At 73.7% G+C, this 11,471-nt stretch carries 12 protein-coding genes; 5 read left to right on the top strand and 7 right to left on the bottom strand.

Annotation, left to right across the window (positions count from 1 at the left end):
* Window positions 1-162: 162 nt before the first annotated feature.
* On the top strand, window positions 163-555 hold the full coding sequence (locus ACFWXO_RS28495) for a hypothetical protein (RefSeq protein ID WP_380527066.1): 393 nt from the start codon (window positions 163-165) through the stop codon (window positions 553-555).
* 43 nt (window positions 556-598) lie between these two features.
* Window positions 599-1,036, top strand: coding sequence for a hypothetical protein (locus ACFWXO_RS28490; protein ID WP_380527064.1), 438 nt, complete (start codon window positions 599-601; stop codon window positions 1,034-1,036).
* A 13-nt stretch (window positions 1,037-1,049) separates the two neighbouring features.
* Here the strand turns inward: ACFWXO_RS28490 and ACFWXO_RS28485 are convergent, their stop codons facing one another.
* Window positions 1,050-2,174, bottom strand: coding sequence for an FAD-dependent oxidoreductase (locus tag ACFWXO_RS28485; RefSeq protein ID WP_380527062.1), 1,125 nt, complete (start codon window positions 2,172-2,174; stop codon window positions 1,050-1,052).
* A 60-nt stretch (window positions 2,175-2,234) separates the two neighbouring features.
* Here ACFWXO_RS28485 and ACFWXO_RS28480 point away from each other — a divergent pair, with 60 nt between their 5' ends.
* A complete protein-coding gene (locus ACFWXO_RS28480) occupies window positions 2,235-2,678 on the top strand; it encodes a MarR family winged helix-turn-helix transcriptional regulator (RefSeq protein ID WP_380527060.1) in 444 nt (147 codons plus the stop codon).
* 54 nt (window positions 2,679-2,732) lie between these two features.
* Here ACFWXO_RS28480 and ACFWXO_RS28475 read toward each other — a convergent pair whose 3' ends face one another.
* From ACFWXO_RS28475 to ACFWXO_RS28465, 3 genes are all read right to left on the bottom strand, one after another.
* Window positions 2,733-3,551, bottom strand: a complete 819-nt coding sequence (locus ACFWXO_RS28475; RefSeq protein ID WP_380527059.1) for a DUF4328 domain-containing protein — start codon at window positions 3,549-3,551, stop codon at window positions 2,733-2,735.
* 218 nt (window positions 3,552-3,769) lie between these two features.
* Entirely contained in the window at window positions 3,770-4,141 is a 372-nt protein-coding gene (locus ACFWXO_RS28470) for a hypothetical protein (protein WP_380527057.1), read from the bottom strand.
* A gap of 330 nt (window positions 4,142-4,471) precedes the next feature.
* A complete protein-coding gene (locus ACFWXO_RS28465; RefSeq protein ID WP_380527055.1) occupies window positions 4,472-5,113 on the bottom strand; it encodes a DUF4360 domain-containing protein in 642 nt (213 codons plus the stop codon).
* Between the two features lie 285 nt (window positions 5,114-5,398).
* On the opposite strand from ACFWXO_RS28465, the gene ACFWXO_RS28460 reads away from it, so the two are divergent.
* Window positions 5,399-6,622, top strand: coding sequence for a CapA family protein (locus ACFWXO_RS28460; protein ID WP_380527053.1), 1,224 nt, complete (start codon window positions 5,399-5,401; stop codon window positions 6,620-6,622).
* A 58-nt stretch (window positions 6,623-6,680) separates the two neighbouring features.
* Here the strand turns inward: ACFWXO_RS28460 and ACFWXO_RS28455 are convergent, their stop codons facing one another.
* Window positions 6,681-7,337, bottom strand: coding sequence for a TetR/AcrR family transcriptional regulator (locus tag ACFWXO_RS28455; protein ID WP_380527051.1), 657 nt, complete (start codon window positions 7,335-7,337; stop codon window positions 6,681-6,683).
* Window positions 7,338-7,458: 121 nt separating this feature from the next.
* Between ACFWXO_RS28455 and ACFWXO_RS28450 the strand changes: the two genes are divergently transcribed.
* A complete protein-coding gene (locus ACFWXO_RS28450) occupies window positions 7,459-9,024 on the top strand; it encodes an MFS transporter (protein ID WP_380527050.1) in 1,566 nt (521 codons plus the stop codon).
* A gap of 28 nt (window positions 9,025-9,052) precedes the next feature.
* Here ACFWXO_RS28450 and ACFWXO_RS28445 read toward each other — a convergent pair whose 3' ends face one another.
* Both ACFWXO_RS28445 and ACFWXO_RS28440 read right to left on the bottom strand, forming a co-directional pair.
* Window positions 9,053-9,901: an SAM-dependent methyltransferase gene (locus ACFWXO_RS28445; protein WP_380527048.1), complete on the bottom strand. Its 849-nt coding sequence runs from the start codon at window positions 9,899-9,901 to the stop codon at window positions 9,053-9,055.
* A 60-nt stretch (window positions 9,902-9,961) separates the two neighbouring features.
* Entirely contained in the window at window positions 9,962-11,314 is a 1,353-nt protein-coding gene (locus ACFWXO_RS28440) for an MFS transporter (protein WP_380527046.1), read from the bottom strand.
* Between the last annotated feature and the right edge of the window lie 157 nt (window positions 11,315-11,471).

The raw sequence follows: 11,471 nt of genomic DNA, 5'->3' as shown, positions 1-11,471 counted from the left end.
CGCGCGGGGGGGGGGGGGGGGGGGGGGGGGCCGGGGGGGGGCGGGGGGGGGGGGGCGGGCCGGGGGGGGCGCGGGGGCGCCCCCCCCCGCCCGCGGGGCCGGGGGGGCCGGGCGGCGCGCCCCGCGTCCTTTCCCGAGCTCCGGGAACGCTTCCCGGAGCTCGTGTTCGACGCGGCGGGTCATGGGCGGGTCTGGTCGGCGGCCGGCGCGGCGGCGCTGGCGGCCACTCACCAGACCTGGGTGCGGGAGCCGTCGAGCGGCCGCTTCCTGCTCGACGTCTTCCGTGAGCCGCACCGGGGCGGTACCTGGATCTGCCGCCGGGACGAGCGGTTGCGGTTGCCGTACGATGCGGTCGTCGAACGGACGGCGGACGGGATCCCTTATCTCGCACCGGAGTTGGTGCTGCTCTTCAAGGCGAAGACGATGCGGCCCAAGGACCGGGCGGACTTCGACACCGTGCTGCCGTCACTGGACCGTACGCGGCGCGAGGCCCTGCGCGGGTGGCTGGCGCTCGTGCACCCGGGCCATCCCTGGGCGGAGCGCCTGGCGGGCTGACCGGGCCCGGCGCACACCCACGACCGTCGGAGAGCAGCACGGCATGGAACTGACCAGGGGCGACAAGCGCGCGATCGCGGCGGTGGGGCTGATCTGCGTCGGGGTGGCGGCCTGTTACGCGTGGGGTGGTGACGGGAGCGGATCCGACGACCCGCTCCCGTACAATCGCCGCCCCGCCTCGCTGCTGTTCCGGATCGATCCGGCGGACCCGGACGCGCTGCACACGACCGTGGCGGCCGACGACCGCACCATCACGCTGGACGCCTCCTGGAGCGGCTGCGACTACAAGCCCGACCTGGTGGTGAGGGAATCGGCCGACCAGGTCACCCTGATGCTGAACCGCCGCGACGCCTCCGGCCCGGACATCGGCTGCGAGGACGGCGGCATCGCCCGGCTCACCGCCGTCCTCCACCGCCCGCTGGGCGCACGCGCGTTGACCGACGCCGTCACCGGGAGGCCCGTCCCCCACGCCCACGGCTGAGGCCGTCCTCCGATCACGGCGGGTCCCCGTACTCGCCCGCGTGGTTCCGGACGGCCCTGGCGACGACGGCGAAGCCGTGGTCGAGCATCTCCCGCTCGTAGCGGCGCACCGCGTCGAGCAGGGGCGCGCCCGAGGTCAGCCGGGCGGCGAGCAGGCCCGCGTCGTGGAGGGCGGCTCCGGCGCTGAGGCCGGCCGGCGGCATCGGGTGCGCCGCGTCGCCGACCAGGGTCACCGGTCCGGGCGGCCACGGTTCGGGGCGTGCGGAGGCCTGGATGCCCGCGGGCACGAGGTACCCGGGCTCGGCCAGTCGCAGCAGCGCGCCGAGCGAGGGGGCCCAGTCGGCGACGGTGTCCGCCGCCAGTTCCAGCAGCTCGGCGGCGCCGAGTCGGAAGAAGTCGGGGCCGCACCTCCCGGCCGGGGCGGTCAGGCCCCACATCAGGTAGTCCTCCGCCGGTGGCAGCCCCAGTTCGGCCGGGTTGCGGCGGAAGCGCTGGGCGGCGAGGGCGAGGCCGCGGCCGTCCGGGCCGAGTACGCCCAGGAAGCCGTCGAGTGCCGGCGGCGGGGTCAGCTCCCGTGCCCGGGCGGTCAGCGGGGTGCGGCCGTAGATCAGCCGGCTGTCGTACGCGGTGAGCGGGAAGTGCGGCAGCAGTTGGCGTCGGACGCCGGAGTTGGCCCCGTCGGTGGCGACCAGCAGGTCCCCCTCGGCGACGGAGCCGTCCGTGAGGAAGAGCCGTACCGTACCGTCCTCCGGCAGCTCGTAGCGGGAGAACCCGGCGCCGAACCGGACCGAGTCCGTCAGGCCCTGCAGCATGATCCGGCGCAGAGTGAGCCGGTCGACGGTGATACCCGCGGCGTCCGGGGGGAGCAGGATGGCGGTGAACTCGCGCAGGTCGGGGCCGGTCATGGTGACGCCGCCGCCCGCCCGGCAGGACGTGGCGACGGCCTGCTCGTAGGCGGCGGTGGGCAGCCAGGTGCGCAGTGCGGCGTCCCCGTCGCCGTTGATGTGGATCCGGTAGCCCTGGGCGCGGGCGTCGACGGCGCCGTCCCGCTCGAAGAGCCGGACGTCGTGGCCGTGGCTGCGCAGGCCGTGGGCGAGGCACGGGCCGGCCAGGCCCGCGCCGATGATCAGGACGCGCATGAAACCCCCAGGTTGAGATCATCTCAGCTGAGACTTTCTCAACACGGTAGCATCGGCGGCATGACGGCCCCACCGATCGATCCGAGCGCCCTCGGACTGCTGCTGTACCGCGCCCACCGACTCGCCCGCGCCGGCGCCAACGAGGCGGCCCGGCCCACCGGGCTGGAACTCCATCAGGCTGCCGTGCTCGCCACCGTCCGGGCCGGCGGGATCGGCAGCCAGCGCGAACTGGGCGCGGCCCTCGGCATCGACAAGTCCACCCTGGTCCGGATCGTCGACGACCTGGAACGCCGGCGCCTGCTCGAACGCCGCCGGACGGCCCACGACCGCCGCGCCTACGAGATCGTGATCACCGAGGACGGGGAGCAGCACCTGCGCGAGGCCGACGCGCTGTTCCGCGGCGCGATGCAGAGCCTGCTGGCGGTCTTCGACCCGCGCGAACAGCGGCAACTCCACGACCTGCTGGCCCGCTTCGTCGCGCAGGAGGGACCGACGGAGAGCTGAGGCACAGGCCGGTACGCCCCGGGGGTCGCACCCCCGGGGCGGCGGCACGGTCCGTCAGGCCGAGGCCGAGGGCGTCGTCACGGCCTGGACGCGGGCCTCCTGGGCGGCCCTGGCCGCCAGCGGGTTGATGTCGGCCCGACGCTCCCGCTGCATGGCCGTCAGCCGGGTGACCATCAGGATCGCGGTGATCGCGGCGACGAGTCGCAGGACCTCCTCGGCGGTCTCCAGCCGGAGGCCGATGCGCAGGCTCTCGAGGTCGGCGTAGTCCCGCACGGTGAAGCCGGTGCTCTTGAGCGTGGCGAGCCGGCCGAGGATCAGGGAGCCCATCCAGGTCAGCCACCACACCGCGACGATGCTCTCGGACGGCGTGCGGCGCCTGCCCTCGGCGTCCAGCGGTGCGCTGGCCCGCCAGCAGTCCACCATCAGCTGCCAGGGGAACCAGAACATGACGATCGGGGTGAACCAGCCGCCGATGGTCCAGCCGCGCCCGAGGCGGTGCCCCTTCGGCAGCAGCAGGTCGGCGTTCCCGCGGGTGCGGTGGAACCAGAGGATGAACACCACCACGGTGGCCAGCCCCACGGGGACGACCGCCCCGTTGAACGTGTGGACCACCGACCCCAGGGCCGCCGGGGTGTCCGGATCGACGCCGTCCGCGCCGTCCAGCAGCTGCCCCGCGAGCACGTCCAGCCAGACGTCCAGGACGACCACCGCCAGCGCCGCCACGGCGCCCAGGCCCAGCAGCACGTTCAGCGCCGTGGCGAGGCCGTTCGCCGGCCGCAGCGCGGCCGCCCATCCGGGGGCCGCCTCCGCGCAGCCGAAACAGCGTCCGCTGTCCGTCCCCACCGGGCGCGCCCCGCACGCCACACACTTCATCGGATCGTCAACTCCTGGAATCGCCGGGCAGCTCGACCGAGCACACCGGTACGCCACCGCCCCGACCGGGACGGGCGCGCCGACTCTAGGGGATCAGCGACCCCGGCTGCCAGTGGGTTTTCGCAGGTCAGGGGCGGTATCGCCAGATACCCGACAGATCGCACCACCGGGGTCGGGAGGCCGGCCCGGCAGCCGACGGGCACCCGTGCGCGGCGGGCTCAGCCGGCCGGCCGCTCCAGCGCCCGGACGAGCAGGTGGGCGTTGGCGAGGTCGAGGTCGGTGGCGCGGCGCAGCTGCCGGACCGCCCCGTTGCGGTCGCCCTGCGCCAGCAGGCGCAGCAGTGCGTCGTGCAGCTGCGCGTCCTCGCGGGCCAGCCGGGCGGCGGCCTCGGCGGGGGTGGCGGGCAGGCTGCCGTCGCGGACCAGGGCGGCGAGGGCGGCCGGGCTGTGGAGGAGGGCGAGGAAGGTGTCCTCGCGCAGCGCGCGGACGGCCTTGACCTCGGCGCCCTCGGCGTACAGGGCGAGGGCGCGCTGCTGGGCGGCGGCGGGGATCGGCGTCAGGGTGGCAGCGGTCGCTGCGGAGGCGGCCACGGTCAGCACTCGTTCCCTGGCGCGGTGGCGCCGGACGTGGGCGGGTGGAAGCGCATGGGGCTCCTTGTCGTTCTGCGGATCACGGTGCGGGGGGGGTTCAAACTACGGAGCCGCCGAAGCGCCGATCAAGGCGATCTGATGGTCACTTGAGCCTTACCGCCCGGTAGCCCCACGACTCCAGCCGAACGGCGGGCCCCTCCCCCGCCGTCCGACGGGCCCCGGGCGCGCACAACCCCCGGGCCCGCACCACCCCCGGGCCCGCACCACCCCCGGGCGCGCCGCGGCCCCGACGGCCGGGGCTCCGTCGGGGCCGGGGCGGGTGCGGGGAGGTCAGGGGCACTGCTTCCAGGCGAGGTGGTAGGTGGTGTTGATGTTGCCGTCGGTGGAGTCCATCGTCATGAAGCTGGTGGTGTGGGCCTGGTCGGAGCTGCCGCCGGCGACGCGCAGTTCGGTGTTGATGTTGAAGTTGCGCTCCTCGCCGCAGGGGGCGAAGACCAGGGCGGCGACGTCGACGGTGTCGGTCGCCTGCCAGCTGTCGTCCTTCGGGCCGTCGAAGCGGTGGCTCTGGTAGCTGGTCTGGGAGTCGCCCTGGAAGTAGTAGTTGGCCCGTTCGGTGCCGTTCGCGCCCTGTTCCAGGTGGGCGAAGCCGCGGTAGTCGGCGGAGGCGATGGCGTAGGTGAAGCCCTGGGGGACGTGCACCCGCAGGTCGAGCTGGCAGTTCTTCCGGAAGTCGGTGGGCTTGGAGCCGACGCCCACCTGGGCGAGGTAGCTGCTGTACGTCACGGTGAAGGCGGTGTTGTCGGGCGAGACGGCGACGGCGGCGGTTCCGGCCGGACAGCCGGAGCCGTTGACGGTCGCGACGTCGATGACGATGCGGTCCGGCGGGGTCGGCAGCGAGTCGCCGCCGAAGGTCGAGGTGCCGACCAGTGCGGCGGTCGCGGTGGCGGCGACGGCCAGGGTACGGAGCAGCATGGGCTTCCCCTTCGATCGTCCACGGAGGTTCGGGGGCGGAGCGGCGCGCTGCGGCGCAGGGCGGCGCGACGGCGCTGCGGACGAGGCCGAGCGCGGCCCCCTCGGGTTTGACGTGGCTATGTCAGCACATCGCGCGGACGGTGTACAAGGGGTGACGCATGGTCACTGTCGACGGGCTCGGCGGCCCCCCGGGTGACCTGCGGGCGTGGGGCGCGGGTCCGGTGGATCGGGCACCCGCATAGTCGGAGGGTTGATCACACCTTCCGATCGTGAGACGAGACGACCGTGCCCTTCCCCCGCCGCCGGACCGCCACCACGGCCCTCGCCCTGCTGCTCGCCCTCCCCGGCTGCGGAGCCCCGGCACCCACGCCGAACGCCACCGGGGACCGGACCGCGACGGCCACCGAGGACCCCACCGCGACGGCCACCGCGACGGCAGGAGGCCAAACCCCTTCCGAGCCAAGGGCGTTCACCCTGGTCGCCACCGGCGACGTCCTGCCCCACACCGAGATCATCCAGCAGGCGAAGGAGGACTCCGGCGGCACCGGCTACGACTTCACCGCCATGCTGGCCGGCGTCAAACCGCTGATCAGCGGCGCCGACCTGGCCATCTGCCACATGGAGACCGTCTACGGCGCCGACGGCGGCCCGTACACCGGCTACCCGGCCTTCAAGTCCCCGCCCCAGGTCGCCAAGGCGCTCAGGGACGCGGGCTACGCCTCCTGCGACACCGCGTCCAACCACACCCTGGACGACGGCCCGGCCGGCATCCGCCGTACGCTCGACGCGATGGACGCCGTCGGCCTCGCCCACACCGGCTCCGCCCGCACCGCCGAGGAGGCCGGGAAGCCCGCGCTGCTGCGGGCGGGCGGCGCGACGGTGGCCCAACTCGCCTACACCTACGGCACCAACGGCATCCCACTGCCGAAGGACGAGCCCTGGGCGGTCAACCTGATCGACCGGGACCGGATCCTCGCCGACGCCCGCGCCGCCCGAGCCGGGGGCGCCGACCTGGTGGTGGTCAGCATCCACTGGGGCACCGAGTGGCAGGACACCCCGAACGAGCAACAGCTCACGCTGGCAAGCGAGTTGGCCGCAGCCGGCGAGGGCCCGGGCCGCCCCGACGTCGACCTGATCCTGGGCACCCACGCCCACATCCCGCAGGCCTACGAGAAGATCGGCGACACCTGGACGGTCTACGGCCTCGGGGACCAGCTCGCCGGGCACATGTTCACCCACGGCGACACCGAGGACCCGCGCGGCAACTGGAGCTCGCTCGCCCGCTTCACCGTCGGTCCGCCCGCCGGGCCGGGGCAGCGCTGGACGGTGAGCCGGGCCGAGTTCGTCCCGCAGATCACCGACCTCGGCCCGCCCTACCGGGTGCTCGACCTGCGCGAGGCCGTCCGCCGCAACCCGGGCCGCGCCGACTGGGTCCGCGCGCTGGACCACATCCGCACGATGGTGCTCAGCCGCGGCGCCGGCGCGGCGGGCCTCACCATGGCACCGTGACGCCCGCCGGGCGGACGCCACCCCCGTCGCCCCCACGGCAGCCGCCCGAGCCCGCACCTCACACGCAGTAGCCGCCCAGCCCGTGCTCCAGGAGGTCGAACGCCCGCCGCGCGGCGGCCACCGCGTCCGGGTGGACCACCTCGGCCGCCTCACCGGCCGCGAGTCGCCGGACGTTCTCCCGGACCAACTCGGCCTGCACCCCGCACAGTTGGGCTGCCACCGTACGCGCCACCGTACGGGACGCGACATCCCGCACGCCGGCCCCGCTCTGCTCGGCGAGCGCGTCGGCGAGCGCGTCGACCGTGCGGGTGGCCTGCTCCAGGACGCGCAGCCGCAGGCTCGGCGCGGCGAGCACCATCCGATGGAAGGCGAGGACGTGCGGGTCGTCGTCGAGGCCGGTCACGACGTCGTGCCGGTCGAGTCCGGCCAGGAAGCGCCGGCGCACGGCCACGATCGCGGACTCGCCGGGGGCCCTGTCGAGGACGACGGCGACGATGTCGTCGAAGTGGTCCTCGAAGCGGTGCAGGACCAGGTCCTCCTTGGTCGGGAAGTGGTTGAAGACCGTCATCGTCGAGACCTCGGCCACCGCCGCGACCTCGGAGACGGGGACGTTGTCGAAGCCGCGCTCCAGGAACAGCGCGATCGCCGCCTCGGAGACGGCCCGCCGCGTCTGCTGCTTCTTCCGCTCCCGCAGGCTGCCGGTCCCGTTGCTCATGCCGGCACGCTACCACATCACTTGTGTCGCTCAAAGATTTTATTGACAACAGCATTTTAGTGACTATAAAAATCCTCCCAGGGGTCGCCACCGGGCGACCGCGCCCAGGAGGAGGGGTCGGATGCACAGCACAGCAGCGGTCGGGGCGGTGCCCGGGGAGGGCGCCGACCCGCCGATGAGCCGGAAGCACGTGGTCATCGCCGTGACGGGCTGCTTCGCCACCCTGTTACTGGGCCTGCTCGACCAGAACATCGTCAGCGCGGTGTCCTGGACGATGGTCAAGGATCTCGACCCGCTGCACGGCGTCGATCACCTGCCGTGGCTGCTGACGGCCTACACCCTGGCCGACTGCATCGTGCTCCCGCTGTACGGGAAACTGGCCGACGTCCACGGCGCCAAGCGCGTCTACCTGTTCTCGCTCGGCGTCTTCCTGGCCGGGTCGGTCCTGTGCGGCCTCGCGCGGAACCTGCCCGAGCTGATCGCCTTCCGGGCCGTGCAGGGCGTGGGCGGCGGCGGACTGATGTCCGTGACCATGGTGGTCCTCGGACTGCTCACGAGGCCGGGCGGGACGCACGCGGAGGAGGACTCGGGCAAGGCGGGCATGGGCGGGATCATGGTGGGCCTGGGCATCGTGCTCGGTCCGGCCGCAGGCGGACTGGTCGCCAACCATCTGAACTGGCGCTGGGTGTTCTACCTCAACATCCCGCTGGGCATCGCCGCGTTCGTCACGTCCGCACTGCTGGTCCGACTGCCGGTGACACCGGTCGGACGCCGCATCGACTTCCTGGGCGCGGCCCTCATCGCCGCAGCCGCGAGCGCACTGCTGATGGTCTCCCAGTGGGGCGGCAAGGACTACGCCTGGACCTCACCGACCATCGAGGGCCTGGGCGCTGCCGCGATCGTCCTGCTGGCCGCGTTCGCCTGGCGTCAGACCACCGCGGCCGAACCGATCTTCACACCGGCCCTGCTGCGCAACCCGGTCGTCCGCATCATGGTGCCGCTCGGCTTCTTCGGCGGCATCGGCCTGGCCGGTTCGGTGGCCTACCTGGCCGGCTACCTCCAGGAGGCCCGGGGGCTCACCCCCACCGGCGCCGGTCTGCTGTTCTTCCCGATGGCCATCGGCATGGTCGTCATCGGTGTGCTCTCCGGGAAGGCCATGGTCAGGATGGCCGGCCGCCACCGCTACCAGCTGCTCGTCGGCCACCTGCTGGTCGCCGGCGCGATGGTGGTCTTCACCGGCCTGGGGACCGACACCCCGCTCTGGTTCCTCGGCTTCGGACTGTTCCTGCTCGGCCTCGGACTCGGGCTCTGCCTGGGCATCGGCCTGATGATCACCCAGAGCGCGGTCGCCCCGGAGCACCTCGGCGTGGCCACCACCTCGGTGCGCTTCGCCCAGCAACTCGGAGCCTCGGCCGGCCTGGCGCTGTTCGGCACCGTGCTCAACCGCGAACTCGCCTCGAAGCTCAGCAGTGCGGCGGGCGCCGCCGACGCCGACGGCCGGTTGAACACCTCCGCCCTGCCCACCCTGGACCCGGAGCAGAAGCGCGTCGCGCTGGACGCGATCGTCTCCTCCACCCACACGGTGTTCGCGATCGCCGCCTGGGTGATGGTCGTCCCGGCGGTACTGTCCCTGTTCCTCCGGGAACGACCGGTCCCTCACGGACGCCGGCCTCGGCAACGTCGGTGAGGGAGCGGCAGAGCCGGCGACGGCCTGCCTACGGCTTGCGGCCCACGCCGCCGTACACCGAGACCTGGCCGTCGAGCCGCTGCGCGGGGTCGCCCGGTTCGGGGTGCCACTGGTTGATCAGGACCACGCCGGGGTCGTCCAGCTCCAGGCCGGTGAAGAAACGTTCCACCTCGGCGTGCGAACGCGTGTGGACCTCTATTCCGGCCTCCGCGTAACGCCGGGCGCCCGCCTTGGCCGCCTCGGGCGCGTTGTCGGCCGTGCCCGCGCTCAGGGCCAGGAAGCTGCCGGAGGGCAGGGCGTCCACGAGCTTGCGCACGGGCGGGTGCGCGGCCTCGTCGGAGAGGAAGTGCACGATGTTGATCAGCGTCAGCGCGACCGGCTGCGTCAGGTCCAGGGTGGCGGCCACCCCCGGATCGGCCAGGAACCTCTCCGGCTCGCGCAGGTCGCCCTCGACGTAGGCGGTGCGCCCCTGCGGGGTGCTGCTCAGCAGCGCGCGCGAATGGGCCAGCACGATCGGGTCGTTGTCGACGTACACCACCCGGCAGGCCGGGTCGACCGCCTGGACGATCTCGTGCAGGTTCGGCGCGGTCGGGATGCCGGTGCCGACGTCCAGGAACTGGCGGACGCCGTGCTCCTCGGCCAGTCGGCGCACCATCCGGTGCATCACCGCGCGCGCGGCGGCCGCGGCGGTCCGGGCCTCCGGGAGGTCGGCGAGCACCCGGTCGCCGACCTCGCGGTCCGCCGGGAAGTTGGTCTTCCCGCCGAGCAGGTAGTCGTAGACCCGCGCGGAGTGCGCCCGGTCCGTCCGCAGGTCCACCTGCGGCGGCGGCTCGAAGTCCACCTCGGTCAGCCAGCTCTCCGGCCCGTTGCCGTCCATCGTCGCCCTCCCCGTCCGGCGTCTGGTCCGGACCACTCAACCACAGGACGTGAACGTCCGTCAGGCGGTTCCCGGTGTCCGCTGAACCCCGGATTCCGCCTCCCGGAGCGCTGCGGTGAAGGAGGGCACCCGCATCGCCGTCAGCAGGCCCAGCACCGGCCCCGCCGTGCAGACCGTGACGTAGAACGGGATCAGCCCGAGCTTGCCGTGGGAGTCCAGCCACGCGGCGAGCAGCGGGAAGGTGCCGCCGAAGGCCGCGATGGTGGCCGCGTTGACCACGCCGAGGCCCACCGCGCGCACCTCGGTCGGGAACAGCAGGCCGGTGAACACGTTGAGCGTGCCGAGCACCGTCGCCACCATCATCCCCAGCAGCACGGCCACGAGTTGGAAGGGCAGCCAGCCCTCGCGCAGCCCGGCCAGCAGGAACCCGACCAGCGGCACGGGCAGTCCGAACCCGATCCGGGCCACCGGCAGCAGGCCGAAGCGGTCGGCGGCCGCGCCGGTGAGCAGCATGGTGGCCAGCACCACGGCCAGCACGACCGTCATGAAGGAGGCCGCCCGCTCCTTGTCGATGACGTGGTAGGCGGCGGCGTACTGCGGCAGGTAGGTCAGCGCGAAGTAGTAACCGACCGTGCCGCCCAGGGTGTTGAGGAAGACGGTGAGCGCCGCCCAGCGGTGCTCCCGGAGCGTGCGCAGGAACGGCGGGCGCCCGCCCGGCCCGGCGGCGGCCCGGGCGCGGTGGAACTCGGCGCTCTCCGGCGCGGCCCGCCGCACCCACACCGCGCCCAGCCCCAGCAGCGCGGCGGCCACGAAGCCCCAGCGCCAACCGCCGTTCTCCAGACCGGACTTGCCGATGGCGTGGATCAGCAGGGTGAGCACCCCGAAGGACAGCAGCGAACCCAGGATGATCCCGCCGTAGGAGACCGAGCTGAACGCGAACCGGTGCCGGGGCGGCGCCGTCTCGGTCACGTACGCGGCCACGCTCGGCGCCTCCCCGCCGAAGGCGAGCCCCTGCACCACCCGCACCACGACGGCCAGCACCGCCGCCCAGACGCCGATCGTCCGCTGCCCCGGCAGCACGGCGAGGCCCAGGCTGGCGACGGCGATCACGGCCATGCCGAGGCTGAGCGCGAAGCGCCGCCCCCGCGTGTCGCTGAGCCGGCCGATCAGGTACGAGCCGACCGGGCGGGCGACGAAGCCGACCGCGAAGGTGGCGTACGCGGCGAGCGTGCCGCTGACCCCGCCCTTGCCGTGGCCGAAGAGGTCGGCGGCGAAGTAGGGCGCGAGCACGGCGTACACGTTCCAGTCGAAGGACTCGACCACCGACCCCACCGTCGCCGCCGCCAACTCCCGTCGCCGGCCCCCGTCGTGCACCCCGTCACGGGCGGGGGCGGTATCGATGCGATCTGTCATGGCGTCAGCATGACACCGTTCGACCTGCGGCGGAATCGGGTTCGGCGACCGCTGCGGCGCGAACCCGGCGACCCGGCGACGGCCGGCGCGCGGCCGGTGCGGCGGCGCACCCCGGGACCCCCAGTCGCGGATAACCAAAACCCAGACCCCCAAACCC

Origin of the sequence: Kitasatospora sp. NPDC059088, assembly GCF_042738155.1 — a bacterium.
Classification (GTDB): domain Bacteria; phylum Actinomycetota; class Actinomycetes; order Streptomycetales; family Streptomycetaceae; genus Kitasatospora.
The sequence above is the reverse complement of the archived record's forward strand: the minus strand, read 5'-3'. Positions and strand labels throughout refer to the sequence as shown.

Bases quoted from the DNA above. Each gene is read 5' to 3' on its own strand.
- ACFWXO_RS28485 (WP_380527062.1), bottom strand. From the start codon at position 2,174: ATGCGCGTCCTGATCATCGGCGCGGGCCTGGCCGGCCCGTGCCTCGCC.
- ACFWXO_RS28445 (WP_380527048.1), bottom strand. From the start codon at position 9,901: ATGGACGGCAACGGGCCGGAGAGCTGGCTGACCGAGGTGGACTTCGAG.
- ACFWXO_RS28455 (WP_380527051.1), bottom strand. From the start codon at position 7,337: ATGAGCAACGGGACCGGCAGCCTGCGGGAGCGGAAGAAGCAGCAGACG.
- ACFWXO_RS28440 (WP_380527046.1), bottom strand. From the start codon at position 11,314: ATGACAGATCGCATCGATACCGCCCCCGCCCGTGACGGGGTGCACGAC.
- ACFWXO_RS28465 (WP_380527055.1), bottom strand. From the start codon at position 5,113: ATGCTGCTCCGTACCCTGGCCGTCGCCGCCACCGCGACCGCCGCACTG.
- ACFWXO_RS28490 (WP_380527064.1), top strand. From the start codon at position 599: ATGGAACTGACCAGGGGCGACAAGCGCGCGATCGCGGCGGTGGGGCTG.
- ACFWXO_RS28450 (WP_380527050.1), top strand. From the start codon at position 7,459: ATGCACAGCACAGCAGCGGTCGGGGCGGTGCCCGGGGAGGGCGCCGAC.
- ACFWXO_RS28475 (WP_380527059.1), bottom strand. From the start codon at position 3,551: ATGAAGTGTGTGGCGTGCGGGGCGCGCCCGGTGGGGACGGACAGCGGA.
- ACFWXO_RS28480 (WP_380527060.1), top strand. From the start codon at position 2,235: ATGACGGCCCCACCGATCGATCCGAGCGCCCTCGGACTGCTGCTGTAC.